Genomic DNA, 23,647 nt, shown 5'->3' on the forward strand with positions numbered 1-23,647 from the left:
GCTGTCGCACTTGCCGCGGGAACGGACCGTGGACCGCGACGTCTACTCCGGGCCGAACGAATCAACACGAACAGCGAAAAGGAATCCGACCCATGCGCAAAACCCTCGTCAACGGTGTCGTCGCGATCTTCATCGCCAGCGGCGCGATCTTCGCCGCCGGCATGCCCACCCTGGCGGCGGCGACCGATGCCCACACCCTGGTCAAGCCCAACCGCTACGGCCTGCCGGACTTCGGTGACCTCGTCGATGCGGTGTCTCCGGCGGTGGTCAACATCAGCGTGGTGCGCCGCCAGCAGGCCGGCGCCGGCGGGCCCAATGACCCGATGTTCGACCTGCTGCGCCGCTTCGGCGTACCGGTGCCCGACATGCCGCAGCAGGGCCCGCAGCAGCGTGGTCCGCAGATCAGCCGCGGCATCGGCTCGGGCTTCATCATCAGCGACGACGGCTACGTGCTGACCAACGCCCACGTGGTCAGCGAGCGTGGCGCCGACACCGAGGTGACGGTGCGTCTGCTCGACCGTCGCGAGTTCCGCGCCGAGGTCATCGGCACCGATCCGCGTACCGACATCGCCGTCCTCAAGATCGACGCGGACGCGTTGCCGACCGTCAAGTTCGGCGACCCCGAGCAGGCGCGTGTGGGCGAATGGGTAGTGGCGGTCGGCTCGCCGTTCGGCTTCGACTCGACGGTGACGGCCGGCATCATCTCGGCCAAGGCCCGCCGCCTGCCGAGCGAGACCTACGTGCCCTTCATCCAGACGGACGTCGCCATCAACCCCGGCAACTCGGGCGGCCCGCTGTTCAACCTGGCCGGCGAGGTGATCGGCATCAACGCGCAGATCTACTCGCGCTCGGGCGGTTTCATGGGCATCTCGTTCGCGATCCCGATCGACGTCGCGCTCGGCGTCAAGGATCAGCTCGTCGAGTTCGGCCGCGTGCAACGTGGTCGCCTGGGCGTGCTCATCCAGGGCGTGGATCAGGAACTCGCCGACAACTTCGGCCTGGCCGAACCCCACGGCGCACTGGTTTCGCGCGTCGAACCGGGCAGTGCCGCCGAGAAGGCCGGTCTGCGTCCCGGCGACATCATCACCGCGGTGGACGGCAGACGCGTCGACGAATCGACCGAACTGCCGCGCATCATCGGCGAGCAGCGCCCCGGCACCCGCGTGACCATGGACGTGTGGCGCGATCGCCGCAACATCGAGATCGAGGCCACGCTCGATGAAATGCCCGCCGACGGCGCCATGGGAAGCATGGAACCGCCCAAGTCCGAGCCGGGCGACAGCATCGAGCAGCTCGGCATGCGTCTGCGTGCGCTCGAGCCGGCCGAGCGCGAACAGTTCGACCTCGACGGTGGCCTGTTCGTCGAGGAGGTCACCGGTGGGCCGGCCGCAGCCGCGGAACTGCGTCACGGCGACATCGTGCTGGCGCTCAACAACCGCCCGGTGACCACGGTCACCGAATTGCGCGAGGCCGTCGACACTGCCGGCAAGCGCTTCGCCTTGCTGATCCAGCGCGGCGACGGGCGGATCTTCGTGCCGATGACGCTCGACTGAGTGCCCACTCGCGTGACGATGCGCAGTGCGGCTCCCGTGGCCGGCTCCGTGAACATTTGTCTTTTCTGATCGAGTTCGGATAGATTCGAACCAATCGCAGCGGACGCGGTCTTTCCGCTGCATCCGCAGCGCGATGGCTGAGGCATGACTGCGGGTCGCTGCCACCCACCAAAAACATAGGAGTTACCGATGCACAAAACCCTGATCGCCGCCGCGCTTGGCGCGCTCACCGTCGGCGCCAGTACCCTCGCCCTCGCCCAATCGACCGAGGATCTGATCAAGTATCGCCAATCCGGCTACACCTTCATGTCCTGGAACATGGGCAAGATCAAGGCCCAGGTCGTCGACGGCAAGGTGCCGTACGATCAGGCCCAGGTCGTCGCCGCCGCCAATGCGATCGCCGCGATCGCGAATTCGGGCATGGGCGCGCTCTACCCGAAGGGCTCGGACATGGGCACCGGCTGGAAGGAAACCCGCCTCAAGCCCGAGTTCTTCGAGGAACCGGAGAAGGTGCGCGAGATCGCCGTGAACTTCGTCCAGCAGGCGAACAAGCTGCAGGAAGTGGCGGCCGCCGGCGATCAGGGCGCGATCAAGGCGCAGTTCGGGGAAGTCGGCAAGGCGTGCAAGGCCTGTCACGACAACTACCGCGCCGAGGAATAAACGTCGCGCAGTCCGCTCATCGTACTCGGGGCCGCCGCATGGCGGCCTTTTTCATGCGCGCTACCAGGCCGGCGTGTTGGCCGGCGGAGGCGGGGGCGGCTCGACGAAGACGCCGCTGGTCGCCCACACCGTGCCGGCCGCCAGAGCCAGCGCGACGACGAAGGCGACCACGCCGCCCCCCCGCGCCGGCGGATGCGGCACGCGCGTCGCACGGTAGCCGGTCACCATCGGTGTGACGATGTCCTCGCGCCTGAAGAGCACGTAGAACAGCACCGCCGCGACGTGCAACGCCACGAGGCCATAGATGACCCATTCCATGCGCCGGTGCCAGCCGCTCAGCCACGTGCTGGTGTCCGAGGACACCGCGGCGGCGAGCGGCCCGGAAAAGGCGATGTCGTCGTTCGAGAACAGCCCGGTGGTCGACTGAAACGTGACCACCGCGAGCAGTGCCACCACCGACAGCGCGCCGAGCGGATTGTGCCCCACGCCGGACCAGCGCCCGGCCATGTATTCGCGGATCGCACCGGGACCGCGCACGAAATGCGCGAAGCGCGCGTAAGTCGAGCCGATCACGCCCCACACCAGCCGGAACACGATCAGGCCGAGGATGGCGTGGCCGAAGCGGCCGTGCCATTCCATCGCATTGCCGCCGATCTTGACCGACACGACGGCAGCGACCACGAGCGCCGCCAGCGCCCAGTGGAAAAGTCGTGTCGGAATGTCCCAGACGCGGGTCCGGTGTTCGTTCATCGTGCGTTCTCCAAACGGTCATCGAGGTGTTTCGCCCCGGCCCGACGCGTCGCGAGGAAGTCGCCGAGGATGGTCGCAGTATGCGACCGCGCGATGCCGCAAACGTTTTCCGGCTGACCCTGCGCGACGATCTCGCCGCCTTCGTCGCCGCCTTCGGGGCCGAGGTCGATCAGCCAGTCGGCCTCGGCCATCACGTCCAGGTCGTGCTCGATCACCAGCACCGTGTGGCCGGCATCCGCCAGCCGGTGCAGCACGTGGATGAGCTTCTCCACATCCGCCATGTGCAGGCCCACGGTGGGCTCGTCGAGCACGTACAGCGTATGCTTCTCGGGCGGCAGCGGGCGGCCGCCGGTGGCTTCCGACTCGCCGGCACGGCCGCGCACCTTGGCCAGCTCCGTGACCAGCTTGATGCGCTGCGCCTCGCCGCCCGACAGCGTCGGGCTGGGCTGGCCCAGCGTGAGATAGCCCAACCCGACGTCCTGCAGCAACTTCAGTGGATGGGCGACCGACGGATGCGCGGCGAAGAACTCCACGGCCTCGTCCACCGGCATGTCCAGCACGTCGGCGGCCGACTTGCCGCGCCATTCGACCGCCAGCGTCTCGACGTTGAAGCGACGCCCGCCGCAGGCTTCGCACGGCAGCTTCACGTCGGGCAGGAAGTTCATCTCCACCGTGACCTGGCCCTGGCCCTGACACACCGGGCAGCGCCCCGCGCCGGTGTTGAACGAGAAGCGCGAGGCGTTCCAGCCGCGCGTTTTCGCGTCGAAGGTCTCGGCAAACAGCTTGCGGATGGTGTCCCAGAAACCGACATAGGTCGCCGGGCAGGATCGCGGCGTCTTGCCGATGGGCGTCTGGTCGACTTCCAGCACGCGTCCGACGTGCTCGAAACCGTCGATGGCCGCGCAGCCGCTCCACGCGATGCTTTGTCGGCCCTCGCTGCGCTCGCCCCGACCTACGTCACGCCCCGTAGGTCGGGATGAGCCTGCGGCGAATCCCGACACCCGACGCATGTTCTCCAACAACACGTCGCGCGCCAGCGTGGACTTGCCCGAACCCGACACGCCGGTGACCACCGTCAGCCGACCCAGCGGCACGCGCGCGTCCACGTTCTTCAGGTTGTGCAGATTCGCGCCGCGCACGAGCAGCGCCGGATGATCATCAGCCACCTCGCGCTGCGGGTGAATCGGATGCAACAGCGGCGCACGCAGGCAGCGGCCGGTAGCGGACTCCGGCGCGGCCATCAGGTCTTCCAGCGTGCCTTCTGCGGTGACGTGGCCGCCGCGCGCGCCTGCACCGGGGCCAAGGTCGATGACGTGGTCGGCGCGGCGGATGGTGTCTTCGTCATGCTCGACCACCAGCAGGGTATTGCCGCGGTCGCGCAGCGCTTCGAGCGTGTCGAGCAGCAGGCGGTTGTCGCGCGGATGCAGGCCGATGGTCGGCTCGTCGAGGATGTAGCACACGCCGCGCAGATTGGAGCCGAGCTGCGCGGCCAGGCGGATGCGCTGCGCCTCGCCGCCCGACAAGGTTGGCGCGCCACGGTCGAGCGCGAGATAGCCCAGCCCGACCTTGTGCAGGAATTCCAGCCGGCCACGGATCTCCGCGACCAGATCGCGGCCGATGTCGACTTCGCGGCCTGCCAGTGCAATGGCCTCGAAGAAGCCGGCCACCTTGTCCACGGCAAACGACGAAAGCTCGTGAATGCCCAGATCGCGGAAGCGCACGGCGCGCGCCACCGGGTTCAGACGCGCACCCTCGCAGGCCGGGCAGGTCTCGTCGGCAACGTGATCGTCCTCGGCCAGATCGAGTTCGTTGGGGTCTTCGACGCGCCCGCTCACCTTCAGCCCGGTGCCGAAACAGCTCGCGCACCAGCCGTGCTTGGCGTTGTAAGAGAACAGCCGCGGGTCGGACTCGGGGAAGCTGGTCCCGCAGCACGGGCAGGCACGCCTGGTGGAGAAGGTCACGGGGGCTGCGTTGAGGGCACCCAGCTCCAGCACCTTGACCACGCCCTTGCCATGCTCCAGCGCGGTCTCGAGCAACTCGCGCAGGCGTGGCTCGCTGTCGGCCTTCGCCACCAGCATGCCCACCGGCAGGTCGATGTTGTGCTCCTGATAGCGATCCAACCGCGGCCACTTGGTGGTCGGCAGGTACTCACCATCCACGCGCAACTGCTCGAAACCCTTGCCGCGCGCCCATTTTGCCAGGTCGGTGTACAGGCCCTTGCGGTTCACCACCAGCGGCGACAGCAGCTCGACCGACTTGCCGGCGAAATCCCTGGCGATCTGCGCGGCAATCGCGTCGAAGCTCTGCGGCACCACAGGCACCTCGCAGTCCGGGCAGTACTGCGTGCCGAGCTTGACGTAGAGCAGGCGCAGGAAGGGCTGGATCTCGGTCAGCGTGCCGACCGTGCTCTTGCGCCCGCCGCGGCTCACGCGCTGCTCGATGGCCACCGTGGGCGGAATGCCGGTGAGGTGGTCGACGTCCGGCCGGCTGGCCGGCTGCACGAACTGGCGCGCGTAGGCGTTGAGTGACTCGAGATAGCGCCGCTGGCCCTCGCCGAAGACGATGTCGAAGGCCAGCGTGGATTTGCCCGAACCCGACAGGCCGGTGATCACCGTGAACTTGTCGCGCGGAATCTCGAGGCTGACGTTCTTCAGGTTGTGCTCGCGCGCGTGGCGTATGCCGATGGCCGGCGCAGGCACGGCGCGATAGCGTGGCGGCGCCTCGGCGGCCTTCGGCACGCCGACGTCGGCAAGCGCCGCGCGGTATTCGCGCATCGCCCGCGCAGTGTGCGAGAAGCGGCAGCCCATCACGGCCGAAGGCGAACCGGTGGCGATCACCTCGCCGCCGCCTTCACCGCCTTCCAGCCCCAGATCGATGATCCAGTCGGCCGTCAGCAGCACGTCGAGGTTGTGCTCGATCACCACCACCGAATGTCCGGCGTCGAGCAGCTTGTCGAAGGCCCCGAGCAGGGTCGCCACGTCCGAGAAATGCAGGCCGGTGGTCGGCTCGTCGAACAGGAACAGCAGGTGTTCGCCCGCGCCCTTGCGCGATTTCCTGCCCGCCAGCCTGGTGGCTGCGGCCAGATGGCCGGCCAGCTTCAAACGCTGCGCCTCACCGCCAGACAGCGTCGGCACGGGCTGACCCAGGCGCAGGTATTCCAGACCGACATCGGCCAGCGGCGCCAGCGCGGCGAGCGCGTCCTTCTCCCCGGCGAAGAATTCCAGCGCCTCGGAAACCGTCATCTCCAGCACGTCGGCCACCGAATGCCCGCGCCATTCCAGTTCCAGCACTTCCGGGCGGTAACGCTTGCCGTTGCAGTCCGGGCAACGCAGGTACACATCCGACAGGAACTGCATCTCGACATGCTCGAAGCCCGAGCCGGTGCAGGTCGGGCAACGTCCGGTGCCGGTGTTGAAGCTGAAGGTGCCGGGCGCGTAGCCGCGCGCCTTGGCTTCCGGCAGCGTGGCGAAGCGCTTGCGGATGGCGTCCCACGCCCCGACGTGGCTGACCGGCATCGAACGGGCGCTCTTGCCGATCGGCGACTGGTCGACCAGCACCACGCCGGCCAGGTGTTCGGCACCGTCGATGCCGGCCAGCGCATCGGGCGGCAGTTCGGAGGCCACGCTCTCGCCGAAACGGCGCGCCAGCGCAGGGTAGAGCACGTCCTGGATCAGCGAGGACTTGCCCGAGCCGGACACGCCGGACACGCACACCAGATGGCCCAGCGGAATGCGCACATCGATGCCGCGCAGGTTGTGCAGGCGCGCACCGCGCAGGGTCAGCACCGGGCCGTCGTCGGCCACCGGGCGCGAAACGCGGCCGGTATCGACGCGCTCGCGCCCGGCCAGATAGGCGCCGGTGGGCGAGGCCGGATCGGCCGCGACTTCGGCCGGCGTGGCGTAGGCCACGATCTCGCCGCCGCGCTCGCCGGGGCCGGGGCCGATGTCGAGCAGGCGGTCGGCGGCAAACATGATCTGCGGGTCGTGCTCGACCACTACCAGCGTGTTGCCGGCGTCGCGCAGCCGCGTCATCACGCCGAGGATGCGGTCGATGTCGCGCGGGTGCAGGCCGATGCTGGGCTCGTCGAGCACGAACAAGGTGTTCACCAGCGAGGTGCCCAGCGCCGTCGTCAGGTTGATGCGCTGCACCTCGCCGCCGGAGAGCGTGCGCGACTGGCGGTCGAGGGTCAGATAGGCGAGCCCGACGCGGTCGAGGTAGTCGAGCCGGCTGCGCACCTCGCCGAGCAGCAACTCGGTGGCTTCGTCCAGCGGCTTGGGCAGTTCCAGCCCGTCGACGAACTCGCGCACGCGAGCGATCGGCCTGGCCATGAGCTGATGGATGGCGGCGCTGTTCTCGCCCTTGCCGCCCAGGCGCCACAGCAGCGCCTCGGGCTTGAGCCGCGCGCCGTGGCAGGCCGGGCATTCCGTGTAGCTGCGATAGCGTGACAGCAGCACGCGGATGTGCATCTTGTAGGCCTTGGTCTCCAGCCAGTCGAAGAAATGGCGCACGCCGTACCACTTCTTCGGCCACGAGGATTTCCAGCTCTTCCAGGTCTCGTCGCCCTCCAGCACCCAGCGCCGGTGCTCCGGCGACAGCTCGCCGAAGGGCACGTCGAGCGGCACGCCGTACTTCGGCGCCATCTTCACCATGTCGTCCTGGCACTCGGCGTAGCTCTTGGACTGCCAGGGCTTCACGGCGCCTTCGCGCAGCGTCTTCGACTCGTCCGGCACGACCAGCCCGAAATCCACGCCGATCACGCGGCCGAAACCGCGGCAGGTCTCGCAGGCGCCGATCGGCGAATTGAACGAGAACAGCCCCGGCGTGGGGTCGGCGTAGTGGATGTCGCAATCGGCGCAGTGCAGGTCGGTGGAGAAGCGCCAAGTGGCGTCCTCGGCGTGCGCGCTCATTCGCCCCTTGCCGCGTAGCAGCGCAGCCTCGATGGCCTCGGCCACGCGCGCGGGTTCGGCCTTCGAGAAGCGCAGGCGGTCCTGCACCACGTGCAGCACGTCGCCGTCCGCAGCCGATTCGCGCGACTGGATGCGGGTGTAACCCTGCGCGGCGAGCAGCTCTTCGACCTCGGCTTCGGAAAAATTGTGCGGCACCGGCACCGGAAAGCTCAGCACCAGCCGCGGATCGTTCTCGGCCGTGCGCTCGGCCAGCGTGCGCAGGATGCTCTCCGGATCGTCGCGCCGCACCTCGCAGCCGCAGCCCCGGCAATGCAGCTTCGCGGCCCGCGCATACAGCAGCTTGAAGTGGTCGGCCAGCTCGGTCATGGTGCCGACCGTCGAGCGCGAACTGCGCACCGGGTTGGTCTGGTCGATGGCAATCGCCGGCGGCACACCCTCGATGCGATCCACCTGCGGCTTGTCCTGGCGGTCGAGAAACTGCCGCGCGTACGGCGAGAAGGTCTCGACGTAGCGCCGCTGCCCTTCGGCGTACAGCGTGTCGAACACCAGCGACGACTTGCCCGAGCCCGATACCCCGGTGACTACCGTCAGCTCGTTGAGCGCGATGTCGAGCGAGAGGTTGCACAGGTTGTTCTGGCGTGCACCGCGGATGCGGATGGAGTCGGTCATGGAGTCGCCGGGCAGGGGATGGAAGCGGAGTCTGATTCTATCGCCCGGCGGCGGGTTCCCCGGCTTTACTCCTGCGCCCCGAATTGGGCAAACACCTCCGCCCCGGTCAGATCGTGCGTCTGGTTCGCAAACGCGTAATGCGCCGGCTTCTCATCGATGAACACCTGGTGCGTGAACTGCCAGTCGCCCTCGTCGAGCAAGCCCAGCAGCAGCGCGTAGAAGTTCTCGCCCTTCAGGCGGTAGAACAGATGCGTGCCGCAGTTGCCGCAGAACCCGCGCTCCGCCCACTCCGACGAGTCATAGGTACGGATGTGCTCCCCGCCCTCGATGGTCGGCGCCTGCGAGCACTCCACCGCCAGCAAGGGTCCGCCGCCCCACTTGCGGCAGATGCCGCAGTGGCAGGCACCGTACACCGCGTCCTTCACCGTCGCGCGCAGCTTCACGCTGCCGCACATGCACTCACCGGAAACTTCCATTTCCTGTCCCTCCCGACATCAAGCCTCGTTCATGGGAACGTACACCGTTGAACGACGGGCGCAATAGCCCGCTCCCCATGATGTAGCTCCCCCGACTTCGTTCGTAGCCAGATTCGCTGCGCGCAGCGCTCGGGCAAAGCAGTGGCAGTCAGTGAGTGATCGCCTATAATAGATGCAGAAATCTGCATCGTAAGGCGGCTATGCGTACCACGCTCGACATCGACGACAACCTGCTCAGGCAAGCCCGGCAGCTGGCCGCGCGCGAGCAAACCAGCCTGACGCGCCTGATCGAGGAAGGGCTGGCCAGCCGTCTGCGCAACGCTGGCAAGCCCGCCGCGGCGGGCGAGCCCGTGCGACTGCCGGTATTCTCCGGCGAGGGCGGGCTGCAGCCGGCCATCCGTGATGCGCGCAGCCACCGGGCGATTCTCGACGTGATCGACGCGCTGGACGGTGCGCAGTGACGCCCGACGTCAACGTCCTCGTAGCCGCTTCCAGACAGGATCATCCGCATCACACGCCGGCGCTGCACTGGCTGGAGGAAGCCCTTTCGAATGGCTCGGCCACAGCACCGCTGGTGGTCCTGCCCATGGTGGCCTCGGGCTTTCTGCGGCTGGTCACCCACCCCCGCGTGTTCGTGCAGCCCACGCCGCTGCCCGCGGCACAGGAGTTTCTGGACGCCGTGTTGAGCGCGCCCGGCGTGGGCATGCTGCCGCTCGGCGAGGAGTGGGCCCATTTCACCGCGCTGTGCGCCCGGCTGGGCCTGACCGGCAACGCCATTCCCGACGCCTGGATCGCCGCTGCCGCGCAACACCACCACCTGCATCTGGTGACCTTCGACAAGGGGTTTCGCAAGTTGCTCAAGCCGAGCATGGTCACGGTGCTGAAATGCTGACCCAAACGGGCCAGGGCATATGACATCGTAGTTGAACTTGTATTTCGTAGCTTTTATGACTACGTTCGTAGCTAAAAGGGCTACAGATGCTGATGGAACTGCTGTTCGGCCACTATCGCCAGAAGGCACTGGGCTTGCTGCTGCTGCACCCGGACGAGGCGTATCACGTGCGGGAAGTCGCGCGGCTGACCGGCACCAACGCCGGCACGCTGCATAAAGAGCTGGCGAAGCTGGCGCAGGCCGGCTTGCTGTTGCGCGAGGAGCAGGGCAACCAGGTGCGCTACCGCGCGAACCGCAACTGCCCGATCTTTCCCGAGCTGGCCGGCTTGTTTCGCAAGACGACCGGTCTGGTGGATGTGCTGGCGGATGCGCTGGCGCCACTGCGCGCCAGACTGCAACTGGCGCTGGTGTTCGGCTCGGTCGCGCGCGGCGCGGAGCAGGCGGGGAGCGATGTGGATGTGCTGGTGGTGGGTGAGGCCGGTTTCTCGGAAGTGGTGACGGCGCTGTATCCGGCGCAGGAAATCATCGGGCGGGAGATCAACCCGGTGGTGGTACGAGCGGACGAGCTTGCAAGGCGCATGGCAGAAGGGGATGCCCTGCTGCGCGAGGTATGGGCGAATCCGCGACTGTTGGTTCTGGGGGCCGAAGATGGGCTTGTTGGATAGTTTCCAAACGGATGGGGTGCTGCGATGAAGTTCGAGGGCTTCGAACCCGGCGTCTGGCGCCAGCAGTATCAGTACAAGAGCTTCTCTCCGGTGCCCGTTAACGTCGAGTGGCGCTGGGAGGATGCACGCATCAACACACTGTTTGAACAGGCGACCCGCGCGCTGGGCGAGTTGAACGCGTTCTCGCTGATCGTTCCGGACATTGATTTGTTCATCGAGATGCACATTGCGAAGGAAGCGAACCAGTCCAGTCGCATCGAGGGTACGCAGACGGCGATGGACGAGGCGCTGATGAGCGAGGAACTGATCGCTCCTGAGAAGCGTGACGACTGGCGCCAAGTGCGCAACTACATTGATGCGATCAACACCGCCATCACCGAACTGGAAGCACTGCCACTGTCGAACCGACTGCTGCGTGAGACGCATGCGATCCTGATGCGTGGCGTGCGGGGTGAGCACAAGATGCCGGGGGAATTCCGCACCTCTCAGAACTGGATTGGCGGTTCCGGCCTGAAGGATGCTGCGTTCGTGCCACCTCATCCTTCGGAAGTGCCCGATCTCATGAGCGACCTGGAGAAGTTCTGGCACAACGACGCCATCCAGGTGCCCGACTTGATCCGCATCGCGATCAGCCACTACCAGTTCGAAACGATTCACCCGTTCTGCGACGGCAACGGGCGTATCGGCCGCTTGCTGATCACGCTTTATCTGGTCAGCAAGGGCATGCTCGAAAAACCCGCGCTCTACCTCTCGGACTTTTTCGAGCGCAACCGCGCCAGCTATTACGACGCGCTGATGGCGGTGCGCACGTCGGGTGACATGAATCACTGGATTCGCTTCTTCCTCACTGGGGTCGCCGAAACGGCGCGCAAGGGACGCGATACCTACCAGCACGTGCTGGCCCTGCGCATGAAGGAAGAGGCGCGAATGCATGAGCTTGGGCGCAGGGGAAAAAACGGGCTTGCGCTGCTACGTTTGCTCTACCGCCGTCCAGTGGTAACCGTGCCCCAGATCAGCACGGCCCTGCACATCAGCTCGCCAACCGCCAACATGTTGGTTGGAGACTTCGTGAGGATGGGCATCCTGCAAGAACTGACCGGCTATGCTCGAAACCGTGTTTTTGCCTTCGAAACTTACTTAAAACTTTTTCTTAGTTAAGTTTCGGGCTTCAAATTTAACTAAGGATTTTCCAAGTTAAAGAAAGCCTGCTTAACTTTCTTCCACTTTTGAGACGGAGCATCCGACGCCGGTGACCGAAGACCAACTCGAACAGGAAGCCCTCGGCTGGCTGGCGAAAGTCGGTTACACGCCGCTGCACGGGCCGGAGATCGCGCCCGATGGCGAGCGGCCGGAGCGGGCGTATCACGAGGTGGTGCTGGTGGAGCGGCTGCGCGCGGCGCTGGCGCGGCTGAACCCGCAGTTGCCGGCCGCTGCGCGCGAGGATGCCTTGCGGCAGGTGCTGGACCTGGGCCATCCGGCGCTACTGGCGGCGAACCGGCGCTTTCACCAGTTGCTGATCACCGGCGTGCCGGTGGAAGTGTCGCGCGATGGCGAGACGCGTGGCGACTTCGCGCGGCTGATCGACTGGGCAGACGCGGGCGCGGTGTTCGGCGACTACATCCACATCTACGACATGCAGCAGGCGCAGGAGGACGGCGCCACGGTGCCGATCTACTTCGAGTCGCAGCTGGCCAAGCTGTCGCTGGACGAAACCGCGCTGCCGCAGATCAACACCGATGTGGACGAGCTGGCCGAGGACGAGGAGGAAACCCAGCAGGCCCGACTCAAGAGCCGCTGGGCCGCGTTGGAACGCATCGTCGGCGCTGGCCCCCGCATTGCCAGCGTGGCAGCGGATCTGGTGCGCCATTTCGAGGAACGCAACGCGGTGATGCAGGGCAAGGCCATGGTGGTGGCGATGAGCCGCGACATCTGCGTGCATCTGTACGACGAGATCGTCAAGCTGCGCCCGGACTGGCACGACCCCGACGCGGAGAAAGGCGCGATCAAGATCGTGATGACCGGCTCGGCCAGTGACCGCGCCCTGCTGCGCCCGCATATCTACAGCGCACAGGTGAAGAAACGGCTTGAGAAGCGCTTCAAGGACCCGGCCGACCCGCTGCGGCTGGTGATCGTGCGCGACATGTGGCTGACCGGCTTCGACGCCCCCTGCGTGCATACGCTGTACATCGACAAACCGATGAAGGGCCATAACCTGATGCAGGCCATTGCGCGCGTGAACCGCGTGTTCCGCGACAAGCAGGGCGGGCTGGTGGTGGACTACATCGGCATCGCCAACGAGCTGAAGGCGGCGCTGAAGGATTACACCGCCAGCCACGGCCGTGGCCGCCCCACCGTGGATGCCGCCGAAGCCTGGGCGGTGGCCGAGGAAAAGCTCGACGTGCTGCGCGGCATGCTGCACGGCTACGACTGGAGCGATTACGCGCAGGCCGGCCACCGCCGGCTGGCGGGTGCGGCCAACCATGTGTTGGGCCTGAAGGACGGCAAGCAGCGCTTCGCCGATGCCGCGCTGGCGCTGACCCGCGCGTACTCGCTGTGCAGCACGCTGGACGAAGCCAAGGCGGTGCGCGAGGAGGTGGCCTTTCTGCAGGCAGTGAAGGTGGTGCTGACCAAGCGCGACCTGAGCGCGAAGAAGCGCAGCGACGAGGCGCGCGAAGCTGCCGTGCGCCAGATCATCGGCTCGGCGGTGGTGTCGGGTGAGGTGGTGGATGTGTTTCAGGCGGTGGGCCTGGACAAGCCCGACATCGGCATTCTCGACGAGGCCTTTCTGGCCGAGGTGCGCAACCTGCCCGAGCGTAATCTGGCGGTGGAACTGCTTGAACGGTTGCTGGAAGGCGAGATCAAGAGCCGCTTCTCGGCCAACGTGGTGCAGCGACGCAAGTTCTCGGAACTGCTCGCCGACGTGGTGCGCCGCTACCAGAACCGCGCCATCGAGACGGCCCAGGTGATTGAAGAACTGATCGAGATGGCGCACCGCTTCCGCGAGGCCTCGACGCGCGGCGAGCAGCTGGGGCTGAACGAGGACGAGCTGCGCTTCTACGACGCGTTGGCCGACAACGAATCGGCCGTGCGCGAACTGAACGACGAAACGCTGAAGAAGATCGCGCACGAGCTGACCGAGAACCTGCGCCGCAATCTGGGTGTGGACTGGCACCAGCGTGAGAGCGTGCGCGCCAAGCTGCGCCTGATGGTCAAACGCATTCTGCGCAAGTACAAGTACCCGCCGGACCAGCAGGCCACCGCCATCGAGACGGTGCTGGAACAGGCACGCGCGATGGGCGAGGCGTGGGAACCGGCCTTCGCCGGCTGAGCCCAAGGCGGTATGAACACTTCCGACGATAAACCCATCACCGTCTTCTACGACGGCGCCTGCCCGCGCTGCCGGCGCGACCGCGCGAACTACGAACGACTCGCCGGCGAGGGCGGTCGCGACGTGGAGTGGTGCGACATCACCGGGCGGGACGACGAACTGCGGGCCGAGGGGATCGACCCGAAGGCGGCGCTGCGCGAGTTGCATGTGCGCACGACCGACGGGCGGGTGCTGCGCGAGCTCGATGCCTACATCGTGCTGATGTCGCGGGTATGGGTGCTCAGGCCGCTGGCCTGGCTGATCGGCCTGCCGGGCGTGCGCGGGCTGTGCTCGCGGGCGTACCGGGCGATGGTGGACCGGCGGTTGCGGCGCGAGGGGCGGCTGTAGCGCGCGGGCGTTGCGCGGCGGAGCGCAGGCCGCGCTGCCTCAGTCCTTCGAGAACTTGCCCACGAGTTGCTGCAGGCGCTCGGCCTTGCGTTGCTCGGCCTGCTCGGCGCGTTCGCGCTGCTGCTGTTCCTTCTGCTGTTCGCGCTTGCGCTTGGCAGCTTCGGCGAATCGCTCCTTGAGCGTCTGCGAGGCGTGGGCGCGGTGCTCGTCGGTGATTTCGCCAGCGACGTTGCCTTCCAGGTCGAAGCGCTCGGTGGCCTTCTCGACGGCCTTGAGATAGCGCGTCGAATTGACGTGCATGCGCATCGCGGTGCGTACCGTCTTGCGATCGAACTCGGGAAAGCGCTCGCTCACGGCCTTGTCGATGCCCAGCGCGAGCGGCTTGCAGTCGCGGAACGTCGGCGAGGCTTCCTGCAGCTGGCGCAGGACTTCGCGGGGATCCCCGCGGCTTTTCTTGGCTTCGCCATCGGCGGCCTGGGTCTGGGGCGTTTCGTCTTGCATCGGCTGGAATTGCTCGGATTTCATGATTTCGCGAATCATCGCATGAATCGGCGCCGCCCGCTCAGCCGCGCCGGTCGACGCGAATTCAGGGCCGACGCCGGTATCGCGCCCACATCCGCCGCGTCCATGCCTCGAGCCGGTCCAGCAGCAGCGCGAGCCCCCTGGAACGCGAGGCCAGCAGCGCGAGCCCGGGAATCCACAGCAGGAAACCCGGAACGCCGGGCGGCAGCGATGCCACCAAGCCGACGATGACGAGAACCAGGCCGGCAGCGACGTATCCGCAGCTCGCCCACAAGGATCCGCGCATGCCATGCCGGTGTCGGCTGCGCTCGTAGTGGTCGACGAACCGACGGCCGGGCACCCCGTCCCTGATGGCTCGAAACTCGCGTTTGATGTTGTGCAGCATGTTCGATTCTTCTGCCCTGGGCATCATTGCCCGAATCGTACAGGTGAGTCCCTCCCGCACTTTCCGAACCCCGTCGTCGCTGAGGCGGCACACATCAAAGAACGAGGCCCCTTCCGTTAGAATTCGGCCGATTCCTCCACTGCCCCACCGAGAACACCCATGCCCACCGCCCCCGAACTGCTCGCGCCTGCCGGTTCGCTCGACATGATGCGCACCGCCTTCGCCTATGGCGCCGACGCCGTGTATGCCGGCCAGCCGCGCTATTCGCTGCGGGTGCGCAACAACAGCTTCGACAAGCTCGACGCGCTGGCCACGGGCATCGACGAGGCGCATGCGCTGGGCAGGGCGTTTCATCTGGTGGCGAACATCAGCCCGCACAACAGCAAGGTGCGCACCTATCTGCGGGACATGGAGGACGTCGTCGCGCTGGGGCCGGATGCACTGATCATGGCGGACCCGGGGCTGATCATGATGACGCGCGAGCGCTGGCCGGACATGCCCATCCACCTGTCGGTGCAGGCCAACACCACCAATTACGCCAGCGTGCGCTTCTGGCAGAGCCTGGGGGTGAAACGCATCATCCTGTCGCGCGAGTTGTCGCTCGACGAGGTGGCGGAGATTCGCCAGGAATGCCCGGACATGGAACTGGAGGTGTTCGTGCACGGCGCGCTGTGCATCGCGTATTCCGGCCGCTGCCTGCTGTCGGGCTATTTCAACCACCGCGACCCCAACCAGGGCAGTTGCACCAACTCGTGCCGCTGGGATTACCGCATGCACGAGGGCACGGAGAACGACGCGGGCGATGTGGTGGCGAGCAAGGCCGCGCCCATCGGCAACCCCAGGGATGCCGGCGCGGTCGGCACGGCGACGCGGCCGATGGCGGTCACGACTGCACTGGGCGGCGGGCCGCGCCACATTGGCGGCAGCAAGACCTGGCTGCTGGAAGAGGGCACGCGCCCCGGCGAGCTGATGCCCATCGAGGAAGACGAACACGGCACCTACATCCTCAACTCCAAGGACCTGCGCGCCATCGAGCACATTGGCCGGCTGGTGGAAATCGGCGTGGATTCGCTGAAGATCGAGGGCCGCACCAAGAGCCCGTATTACGTGGCGCGCGCCGCACAGAGCTACCGCCGCGCGATCGACGACGCGGTGGCGGGCCGGCCCTTCGATCCCGGCCTGCTCGGCGCGCTCGAAGGCCTGGCCAACCGCGGCTACACCGACGGCTTCTACCAGCGTCACAGCACGCCCGAGCACCAGAACTACCTGCGCGGGCATTCCGAATCGGGCCGCAGCCGGCTGGTGGGCGAGGTCACCGGATTCGACGCCGCGCGCGGGCTGGCCGAGGTGGAAGTGAAGAACGGCTTCGGGCTCGGCGACCGGCTCGAATTCGTGACGCCGGCGGGCAACTTCGAGGTGGTGGCCGAGCGCATCGAGGATGCCGCGGGCGAGGCGCAGGAACGCATCCCCGGCAGTGGCCGCACGGTGTGGCTGCCGTTGCCGGAAGGCGCGCCGCAGGGTGAATGCTTCGTGGCGCGCTTCGTGTGATGCGCGGCTTGCGCATCGTCCCTACCGATCTCAACGACCCGGCTCACGCGGCCGCTTTCGTTTCGCTGCTCGACGCCTACGCACGCGACCCGATGGGCGGCGGCAAGGCCTTGCCCGACGAGGTGCGCACGACCCTGCCGCAGCGCCTCGCCGGCCGTGCGGGCTTCGTGTCCTTTCTGGCCTTCGTCGACGACGAGGCGGTGGGCCTGATCAACTGCTTCGAAGGCTTCTCGACCTTCGCCGCGCAGCCGCTGCTCAACGTGCACGACATCGCGGTGCTGCCCGCCCACCGCCGTCGCGGCATCGCCCGCGCCCTGCTCGCCGCAGCCGAGGAGGCCGCCCGCGAACGGGGCTGCTGCAAGCTCACGCTGGAAGTGCTGTCGAACAATCATGCGGCGATGGCGGCCTACGCGCAACAGGGCTTCGCACCCTACGAACTCGATCCCGCAGCGGGGCGGGCGGTGTTTCTGCAGAAGCGGCTGCAAGCAGGATGAGCCAGCGGTGAGCACGCCACGTAGGGTATAATCCCGCCCTTTGTTTCGCTTCAAAAACAGGATCTTCCGTGCTCGTCGCAGCCAACATCACCCAGCAGTTCGGGGCCAAGCCCCTTTTCGAGAATGTCTCCGTCAAGTTCGGCGACGGCAACCGTTACGGCCTCATCGGGGCCAACGGGGCGGGCAAGTCGACCTTCATGAAGATCCTGTGCGGTCTGCTCGAGCCCTCGGCCGGCAACGTCTCCAAGGAACCCATGGAGCGCATGGCCTATCTGCGCCAGGACCAGTTCGCGTTCGAGGACCAGCGCGTGCTCGACGTGGTGATGATGGGCCACGAGCAGATGTGGGCGTGCATGCAGGAGAAGGACGCCATCTACATGAACCCGGAGGCGACCGAGGACGACTTCATGCATGCGGCCGAGCTCGAGTCGAAGTTCGCCGAATACGACGGCTACACCGCCGAGGCGCGCGCCGGCGAACTGCTGCTGGGCGTGGGCATCCCCACCGAGCAGCACGACGGCCCGATGCGCGACGTCGCGCCGGGCTGGAAGCTGCGCGTGCTGTTGTGCCAGGCGTTGTTCGCCAACCCGGACATCCTGCTGCTCGACGAACCCACCAACAACCTCGACATCAACACCATCCGCTGGCTCGAGGACGTGCTCAACGGCCGCGACAGCACGATGGTCATCATCTCGCACGACCGCCACTTCCTGAACCAGGTGTGCACCCACATGGCGGACCTGGACTACGGCACGATCACCGTGTACGCCGGCAACTACGACGACTACATGGAAGCCTCGGTGATGGCGCGCCAGCGTCAGCAGGCGGCCAACGCCCGCGCCAAGGAGAAGATCCAGGATCTGCAGGACTTCGTGCGCCGCTTCTCGGCCAACAAGTCCAAGGCCAAGCAGGCCACCAGCCGGATGAAGCTGATCGACAAGCTCAAGCCCGAGGACGTCAAGCCGTCGAGTCGCCAGTACCCGTTCATCCGCTTCGAGTACGACGAGCGCGACAAGCTGCACCGTCTAGCCTGCGAGATCGACAAGCTCACCTTCGCCTACGAAGACATGGAGCGCCCGCTGATCGACGGGCTGACGATGGCCATCGAGGCCGGCGAGAAGGTGGCGATCATCGGCGAGAACGGCGTCGGCAAGACCACGCTGCTCAAGCTGCTGATGGGCGAGCTCACGCCGCAGAAGGGCTCCATCAAGTGGGCCGAAAAGGCCAAGCCGGGCTATTACGCGCAGGACCACTCGGCCGAATTCGCCGGCCGCGAGAGCCTCACCGAATGGGTGTACGAATACGCGCGCGTGACCGCCGCGGCCACCGGCGAGGAACTCGAGACCCTGATCCGCGGCACGCTGGGCCGGCTGCTGTTCTCGGGCGACGAGGTGAAGAAATCGGTCAACGTGATCTCCGGCGGCGAACAGGGCCGCATGCTGTTCGGCAAGCTGATGCTCACCCGCCCCAACGTGCTGGTGATGGACGAGCCGACCAACCACCTCGACATGGAGTCGATCGAGTCGCTCAACACCGCGCTGGAGAAATTCCCCGGCACCTTCGTCTTCGTGTCGCACGACCGCGAGTTCGTCTCCTCGCTGGCCACGCGCATTCTCGAGATCAAGCTCGACGGCAGCATCGTCGACTACCACGGCAGCTACGAGGAGTACCTCGCCAGCCTCGGGTTCGCGTGACATTCCGCTAGAATCCACCCCGATGATCGGCACCTTCCTGATTACCCACGGCACGCTCGGCGAATCGCTGATCCAGTGCGTGAGCCACGTGCTCAACAAGCGTCCGGCGCAGATCGTGCAACTGGGCGTATGCCCGCAGGACGACCCGCTGGACCTGCTGCCGGTGGCGCGACGCATGCTCGACTGGGTCGACGAGGGTTCGGGCGTGCTGGTGCTCACCGACATCTTCGGCGCGACACCGGCCAACATCGCCGTGAAGCTGCTCGACACGGGTCGCGTCGAGGGCATCGCCGGCGTGAACCTGCCGATGCTGCTGCGCGTGCTGACCTATCGCGAGCGCGACATGGAAACGCTGTTGCACCGTGCCATCGGCGGCGGCTGCGACGGTGTGATGCACATGAAGTAAGCCACCGCCCTCCATCCCAACGAGACCCCTCCGATGCCACGCAAGGAAGTCGAAATCATCAACAAGCTCGGCCTGCATGCGCGCGCCTCGGCCAAGCTCACGCAGACCGCCAGCCGCTTCGACTGCGAAGTGTGGATGGAACGCGAGGGGCGACGCGTCAACGCCAAGAGCATCATGGGAGTGATGATGCTGGCCGCGGCCAGGGGCACGACGGTGATCATCGATACCGAGGGCGCCGATGCCGACGCGGCGATGCAGGCGCTGGAAGAACTGATCGCCGATCGCTTCGGCGAGGAGGAGTGAGCGCGTGAGCTTCACGATCCACGGCCTGCCGGTCTCCCAGGGCATCGCCATCGGCCACGCGCATCTGGTCTCGCGCGCGCTGCTCGAGGTCAATCACTACCATGTGGCCGAACGCCACGTCGCCGACGAGGTGCGCCGCCTCGACGACGCGGTGGCCGCGGTGCGCGACGAACTGGGCGCGCTCAAGCTCACCGCTGCAAGCTCGCACGCGCACGGCGAGGTCGGCGCCTTCGTCGACCTGCAACTGATCATGCTCGCCGATCCGCTGCTGGTGGATGCGGCGCGTACGCTGATCCAGGAGCGCCGCTGCAACGCCGAATGGGCGATGGTGCAGCAGATGGAGCATCTGGTCGCGCAGTTCGAGCAGATCGAGGATTCCTATCTGCGCGAGCGCAAGGCCGATGTCGTGCAGGTCGTCGAGCGCGTGGTCAAGAGCCTCATCGGCCATCCCGGCCACCTGCCGCCGAAGCGCCGCGACGGCCTGGGCACCATCATCGTCGCCCACGATCTGTCGCCGGCCGACACCATCGGTTTTCGCGACCACAACATCGCCGGCTTCCTCACCGACATCGGCGGCCCCACCAGCCACACCGCGATCGTCGCGCGCACGCTGGCGATCCCGGCGGTGGTGGGCCTGCACCGCATCCGCGAGCTGGTCGAGGAAAACGAGCTGATCATCATCGACGGCACGCTGGGCATCGTCATCGTCGACCCGGACGAAGCCATCGTCGAGGAGTACCGGCTGCGCCGCAGCGAGCTGGAGCTGAAACGCTCGCGGCTGAAGCTGCTGCGCGACACCCCGTCGAGCACGCTCGACGGGCGCGCCATCGCGCTGCTCGCCAACATCGAGGGACCTGGCGACGTCACCCACATCCGGGCCGCCAACGCCGACGGCGTGGGCCTTTACCGCACCGAGTTCCTGTTCATGGGGCGCGAGGACCTGCCCGGCGAGGACGAGCAGTTCGAGGCCTACCGCACGGTGCTCAAGGCGCTCGCCGGACGGCCGGTGACGATCCGCACCTTCGACGTGGGCGCCGACAAGATGCTGTCGATGCCCAACCAGCGCGAGGAACCCAACCCCGCGCTGGGCCTGCGCGCGATACGCTTCTCGCTGGCCGAGCCGCAGATGTTCCGCACCCAGCTGCGCGCGCTGTTGCGCGCCTCGGCCTACGGGCAACTGCGCATCATGATTCCGATGGTCTCCCACGTGCAGGAGCTCGACCAGGCGCTGACGATGATCGCGCTCGCGCGCGACGAGCTGCTCGCCGAACGTCACCGCATCGCCGACCGCGTGGAGATCGGGGCGATGATCGAGGTGCCCGCCGCGGCGCTGGCCATCGGCATGTTCAAGAAGCGCGTGTCCTTTTTGTCGCTGGGCACCAACGACCTGATCCAGTACACGCTGGCCATCGACCGCACCGATGATGCCGTCGTGCATCTGTACGACCCGCTGCATCCGGCGGTGCTCAAGCTCATCAGCGGCACCATCCAGGCGGGCACACGGCTGGGCATGTCGGTTTCTGTCTGCGGCGAGATGGCGGGCGATCCGAACTACACGCGATTGCTGCTGGGCATGGGCCTGCGCGAGTTCTCGATGCACCCGACCAACGTGCTCGAGATCAAGCAGCAGCTGCTGCACGCCGACTACTCGGAGCTGGCGCCACGCGTGCAGCGCATCCTGCGCATGGAAGAGCCGGCGCGTCTGCGCGAGGCCGTGATGCGCCTGGCCAATTGACAATTCGGGTGGGCGACGTTACCGTCTGCCTCCATAGCGCCGATTTGAACCACAGCTTGCGGGCGCTCAATAAATCCGGCTAAAGCGAGGGCGACCCTGTCCGCGCATCCGCCGGCAGGGTTTTTTTGTCGCCGGGCCGCCCCAAGACAAAACAGCCCCCTCGGGGGGCAGCGCCGCCGCGGAGCGGCAAGCGTGGGGGCTTTTTTCGTTTTTTTGCGCACACCATGATCCAGTCCCAATCGGTCGGTATCGTCACGCCGCAGCGGGTGCTCTTCGACGAACCACTCGTTCTCAAGAGCGGTTCCGTGCTGCCGTCCTACGAACTCACCTTCGAGACCTACGGCGAGCTCAACGCGGATCGCAGCAACGCGGTGCTCGTGTGTCACGCGCTGTCGGGCTCGCATCACGTCGCCGGCCACTACGCCGACGATCCGGGCAACATCGGCTGGTGGGACAATCTGGTCGGCCCGGGCAAGCCGCTCGACACGCGCGAATTCTTCGTCATCGGCGTCAACAACCTGGGCGGCTGTTTCGGCTCCACCGGCCCGGCCTCGATCAACCCCGCCACCGGCCGCCACTGGGGCGCGGAGTTCCCGTTCATCACGGTCGAGGACTGGGTCACGACGCAGGCGCGGCTGGCCGACCACCTCGGCATCGAACGCTTCGCCGCCGTGGTCGGCGGCAGCCTGGGCGGGATGCAGGCAATCTCGTGGGCGTTGCAGTACCCGGATCGCGTCGCCAACGTCGCGGCCATCGCCTCGGCGCCCAAGCTCACCGCGCAGAACATCGCCTTCAACGAGGTCGCGCGACAGGCCATCCTCACCGACCCGGACTTTCACGGCGGCAACTACTACCAGCATGGCATGGTGCCGGTACGCGGCCTGCGCCTGGCACGCATGATCGGCCACATCACCTATCTGTCGGACGACTCACTGGCCGAGAAATTCGGCCGCGCCCTGCGCCACGGCAAGCACATCTACAGCTACGACATCGAGTTCGAGATCGAGTCCTACCTGCGCTACCAGGGCGACAAGTTCTCGCGCCAGTTCGACGCCAACACCTATCTGCTGACCACCAAGGCGCTCGACTACTTCGATCCGGCCTTCGAGCACGGTGGCAATCTGCCGGCGGCCTTCGCGCGCTGCAAGGCGGACTTCCTGGTGGTGTCGTTCTCGACCGACTGGCGCTTCGCACCCGAGCGATCGCGCGAGATCGTCTACGCGCTGCTGCACAACCGCCGTAACGTGAGCTATGCGGAGATTCCGAGCGGTGCCGGCCACGACGCCTTCCTGCTCGACGATGCGCACTACCATGCGGTGCTGCGCAGCTACTTCGGACGGATGAAACGATGAGCCCGACGACCTATCGCTTCGATTTCGACGTGATCGCCGCGTGGATCTCACCCGGCGAGACGGTGCTCGACCTGGGCTGCGGCGATGGCAGCCTGCTGGCCCATCTGGTGGAGACGCGTGGCGTGTGCGGCTGGGGCGTGGAGAACGACCCGGACAATCTCGTCGCCTGTGTCGCCAACGGCGTCAACGTCATCCAGGTGGACCTCGAGAAAGGGTTGGCCGGCTTCGAGGACGGCTTCTTCGACCACGTCATCATGAGCCTGTCGCTGCAGACCATCCACAACACGCGCGCGATCCTCGACGAGATGCTGCGCGTCGGCCACGAGGCCGTCGTGAGCTTCCCCAACTTCGGCTACTGGCGCCACCGCCAGAGCATCATGAACGGGCGCATGCCGGTCTCCGAGAGCCTGCCGCACCAGTGGTTCGACACGCCCAACGTGCGCTTCTTCACGATCGCCGACTTCGAGGCCCTGTGTGCCGATGCCGGCATCGAGGTGCGCGAGCGCCTCGCCTTCGACGATGATCGCCCGGTTGTCGAGGAAGCCAACTTCATGGCCAACTTTGCCGTCTTCCGGCTGGGGCGGCGCTGATCAGCCGTCGCGCGCCACGGTGAAGGCCTCGACGTCGACGACGATCACCTCGCCCTCGCGCAGGGCCGCGACGGCGTTGGCGTAGCGCTGCGCCCAGGGCGCATCGGCATCGAAACCGGCCGCGCCCGCCGCGCGCGCCACCCCCAGGATCAGGTCCACGGCCAGCAGCTTGCCCATTGGATTGGTCGGCTCGCAGTCGAGTGCATCGAAGGCCTCGAGCAGCCAGGCGCGCGCTTCCTCGGCGTCGGGGATGGCGACCTCCTGGGCCCCGATCTCGAAGCTGCGCTGCGTACCGCCGTCGAACGCCACGATCACGCGTCGCATGCCTGGA

General features: G+C 66.7%; 22 protein-coding genes. 16 read left to right on the forward strand and 6 right to left on the reverse strand.

The features are described from left to right. The first annotated feature begins 92 nt into the window (after positions 1-92). Positions 93-1,553 carry a DegQ family serine endoprotease gene (locus C0099_RS15600; RefSeq protein ID WP_102248280.1) on the forward strand — a complete coding sequence of 487 codons (1,461 nt, stop codon included), beginning with the start codon at positions 93-95 and terminating at the stop codon, positions 1,551-1,553. A 189-nt stretch (positions 1,554-1,742) separates the two neighbouring features. Then, positions 1,743-2,213, forward strand: coding sequence for a c-type cytochrome (locus C0099_RS15605; RefSeq protein WP_102248281.1), 471 nt, complete (start codon positions 1,743-1,745; stop codon positions 2,211-2,213). Positions 2,214-2,273: 60 nt separating this feature from the next. Here the strand turns inward: C0099_RS15605 and C0099_RS15610 are convergent, their stop codons facing one another. The 3 genes from C0099_RS15610 to C0099_RS15620 form a co-directional block, all read right to left on the reverse strand. Beyond that, positions 2,274-2,963: a cytochrome b/b6 domain-containing protein gene (locus C0099_RS15610; RefSeq protein ID WP_102248282.1), complete on the reverse strand. Its 690-nt coding sequence runs from the start codon at positions 2,961-2,963 to the stop codon at positions 2,274-2,276. Beyond that, positions 2,960-8,539 carry an excinuclease ABC subunit UvrA gene (gene uvrA, locus C0099_RS15615; protein ID WP_102248283.1) on the reverse strand — a complete coding sequence of 1,860 codons (5,580 nt, stop codon included), beginning with the start codon at positions 8,537-8,539 and terminating at the stop codon, positions 2,960-2,962. Before uvrA ends, C0099_RS15610 begins: the two co-directional genes overlap by 4 nt. A 65-nt stretch (positions 8,540-8,604) precedes the next feature. Beyond that, positions 8,605-9,015: a GFA family protein gene (locus C0099_RS15620; protein ID WP_102248284.1), complete on the reverse strand. Its 411-nt coding sequence runs from the start codon at positions 9,013-9,015 to the stop codon at positions 8,605-8,607. Between the two features lie 200 nt (positions 9,016-9,215). On the opposite strand from C0099_RS15620, the gene C0099_RS15625 reads away from it, so the two are divergent. The 6 genes from C0099_RS15625 (at position 9,216) to C0099_RS15650 (ending at position 14,287) form a co-directional block, all read left to right on the forward strand. Continuing rightward, positions 9,216-9,476 carry a DUF6364 family protein gene (locus C0099_RS15625; RefSeq protein WP_102248285.1) on the forward strand — a complete coding sequence of 87 codons (261 nt, stop codon included), beginning with the start codon at positions 9,216-9,218 and terminating at the stop codon, positions 9,474-9,476. After that, positions 9,473-9,907: a TA system VapC family ribonuclease toxin gene (locus C0099_RS15630; protein ID WP_102248286.1), complete on the forward strand. Its 435-nt coding sequence runs from the start codon at positions 9,473-9,475 to the stop codon at positions 9,905-9,907. Before C0099_RS15625 ends, C0099_RS15630 begins: the two co-directional genes overlap by 4 nt. A gap of 92 nt (positions 9,908-9,999) precedes the next feature. After that, positions 10,000-10,572, forward strand: coding sequence for a nucleotidyltransferase domain-containing protein (locus tag C0099_RS15635; RefSeq protein WP_228151608.1), 573 nt, complete (start codon positions 10,000-10,002; stop codon positions 10,570-10,572). A gap of 24 nt (positions 10,573-10,596) precedes the next feature. Beyond that, positions 10,597-11,730 carry a Fic family protein gene (locus C0099_RS15640; RefSeq protein ID WP_102248288.1) on the forward strand — a complete coding sequence of 378 codons (1,134 nt, stop codon included), beginning with the start codon at positions 10,597-10,599 and terminating at the stop codon, positions 11,728-11,730. A 91-nt stretch (positions 11,731-11,821) separates the two neighbouring features. Further along, entirely contained in the window at positions 11,822-13,900 is a 2,079-nt protein-coding gene (locus tag C0099_RS15645; RefSeq protein ID WP_102248289.1) for a type I restriction endonuclease subunit R, read from the forward strand. A gap of 12 nt (positions 13,901-13,912) precedes the next feature. Then, the gene (locus C0099_RS15650; RefSeq protein ID WP_102248290.1) at positions 13,913-14,287 is read left to right on the forward strand and encodes a thiol-disulfide oxidoreductase DCC family protein; all 375 of its coding nucleotides are present in this window, start codon (positions 13,913-13,915) and stop codon (positions 14,285-14,287) included. Between the two features lie 39 nt (positions 14,288-14,326). Here C0099_RS15650 and C0099_RS15655 read toward each other — a convergent pair whose 3' ends face one another. After that, the gene (locus tag C0099_RS15655) at positions 14,327-14,827 is read right to left on the reverse strand and encodes a ProQ/FINO family protein (protein ID WP_228151609.1); all 501 of its coding nucleotides are present in this window, start codon (positions 14,825-14,827) and stop codon (positions 14,327-14,329) included. 46 nt (positions 14,828-14,873) lie between these two features. Continuing rightward, a complete protein-coding gene (locus tag C0099_RS15660) occupies positions 14,874-15,194 on the reverse strand; it encodes a hypothetical protein (protein WP_123785288.1) in 321 nt (106 codons plus the stop codon). A 159-nt stretch (positions 15,195-15,353) separates the two neighbouring features. Here C0099_RS15660 and trhP point away from each other — a divergent pair, with 159 nt between their 5' ends. The 8 genes from trhP to metW all read left to right on the forward strand — a co-directional run bounded on the left by trhP (position 15,354) and on the right by metW (position 23,316). Beyond that, on the forward strand, positions 15,354-16,742 hold the full coding sequence (gene trhP / locus C0099_RS15665; RefSeq protein WP_102248292.1) for a prephenate-dependent tRNA uridine(34) hydroxylase TrhP: 1,389 nt from the start codon (positions 15,354-15,356) through the stop codon (positions 16,740-16,742). Next, a complete protein-coding gene (locus C0099_RS15670) occupies positions 16,718-17,236 on the forward strand; it encodes a GNAT family N-acetyltransferase (RefSeq protein ID WP_228151610.1) in 519 nt (172 codons plus the stop codon). The genes trhP and C0099_RS15670 overlap by 25 nt, the downstream gene beginning before the upstream one ends. 68 nt (positions 17,237-17,304) lie before the next feature. Further along, positions 17,305-18,930: an ABC-F family ATPase gene (locus C0099_RS15675; RefSeq protein ID WP_102248293.1), complete on the forward strand. Its 1,626-nt coding sequence runs from the start codon at positions 17,305-17,307 to the stop codon at positions 18,928-18,930. A 22-nt stretch (positions 18,931-18,952) separates the two neighbouring features. Beyond that, the gene (locus C0099_RS15680; RefSeq protein ID WP_102248294.1) at positions 18,953-19,336 is read left to right on the forward strand and encodes a PTS sugar transporter subunit IIA; all 384 of its coding nucleotides are present in this window, start codon (positions 18,953-18,955) and stop codon (positions 19,334-19,336) included. Positions 19,337-19,369: 33 nt separating this feature from the next. Next, on the forward strand, positions 19,370-19,639 hold the full coding sequence (locus tag C0099_RS15685) for an HPr family phosphocarrier protein (RefSeq protein ID WP_102248295.1): 270 nt from the start codon (positions 19,370-19,372) through the stop codon (positions 19,637-19,639). Positions 19,640-19,643: 4 nt separating this feature from the next. Continuing rightward, a complete protein-coding gene (gene ptsP, locus C0099_RS15690) occupies positions 19,644-21,374 on the forward strand; it encodes a phosphoenolpyruvate--protein phosphotransferase (RefSeq protein ID WP_102248296.1) in 1,731 nt (576 codons plus the stop codon). Between the two features lie 224 nt (positions 21,375-21,598). After that, positions 21,599-22,726, forward strand: coding sequence for a homoserine O-succinyltransferase MetX (gene metX, locus C0099_RS15695; protein WP_102248297.1), 1,128 nt, complete (start codon positions 21,599-21,601; stop codon positions 22,724-22,726). Further along, on the forward strand, positions 22,723-23,316 hold the full coding sequence (metW, locus tag C0099_RS15700; RefSeq protein WP_102248298.1) for a methionine biosynthesis protein MetW: 594 nt from the start codon (positions 22,723-22,725) through the stop codon (positions 23,314-23,316). Before metX ends, metW begins: the two co-directional genes overlap by 4 nt. Here metW and C0099_RS15705 read toward each other — a convergent pair whose 3' ends face one another. Then, the gene (locus C0099_RS15705) at positions 23,317-23,640 is read right to left on the reverse strand and encodes a hypothetical protein (protein ID WP_102248299.1); all 324 of its coding nucleotides are present in this window, start codon (positions 23,638-23,640) and stop codon (positions 23,317-23,319) included. Positions 23,641-23,647 lie beyond the last annotated feature (7 nt).

Source organism: Pseudazoarcus pumilus, from assembly GCF_002872475.1.
Taxonomy (GTDB): domain Bacteria; phylum Pseudomonadota; class Gammaproteobacteria; order Burkholderiales; family Rhodocyclaceae; genus Pseudazoarcus; species Pseudazoarcus pumilus.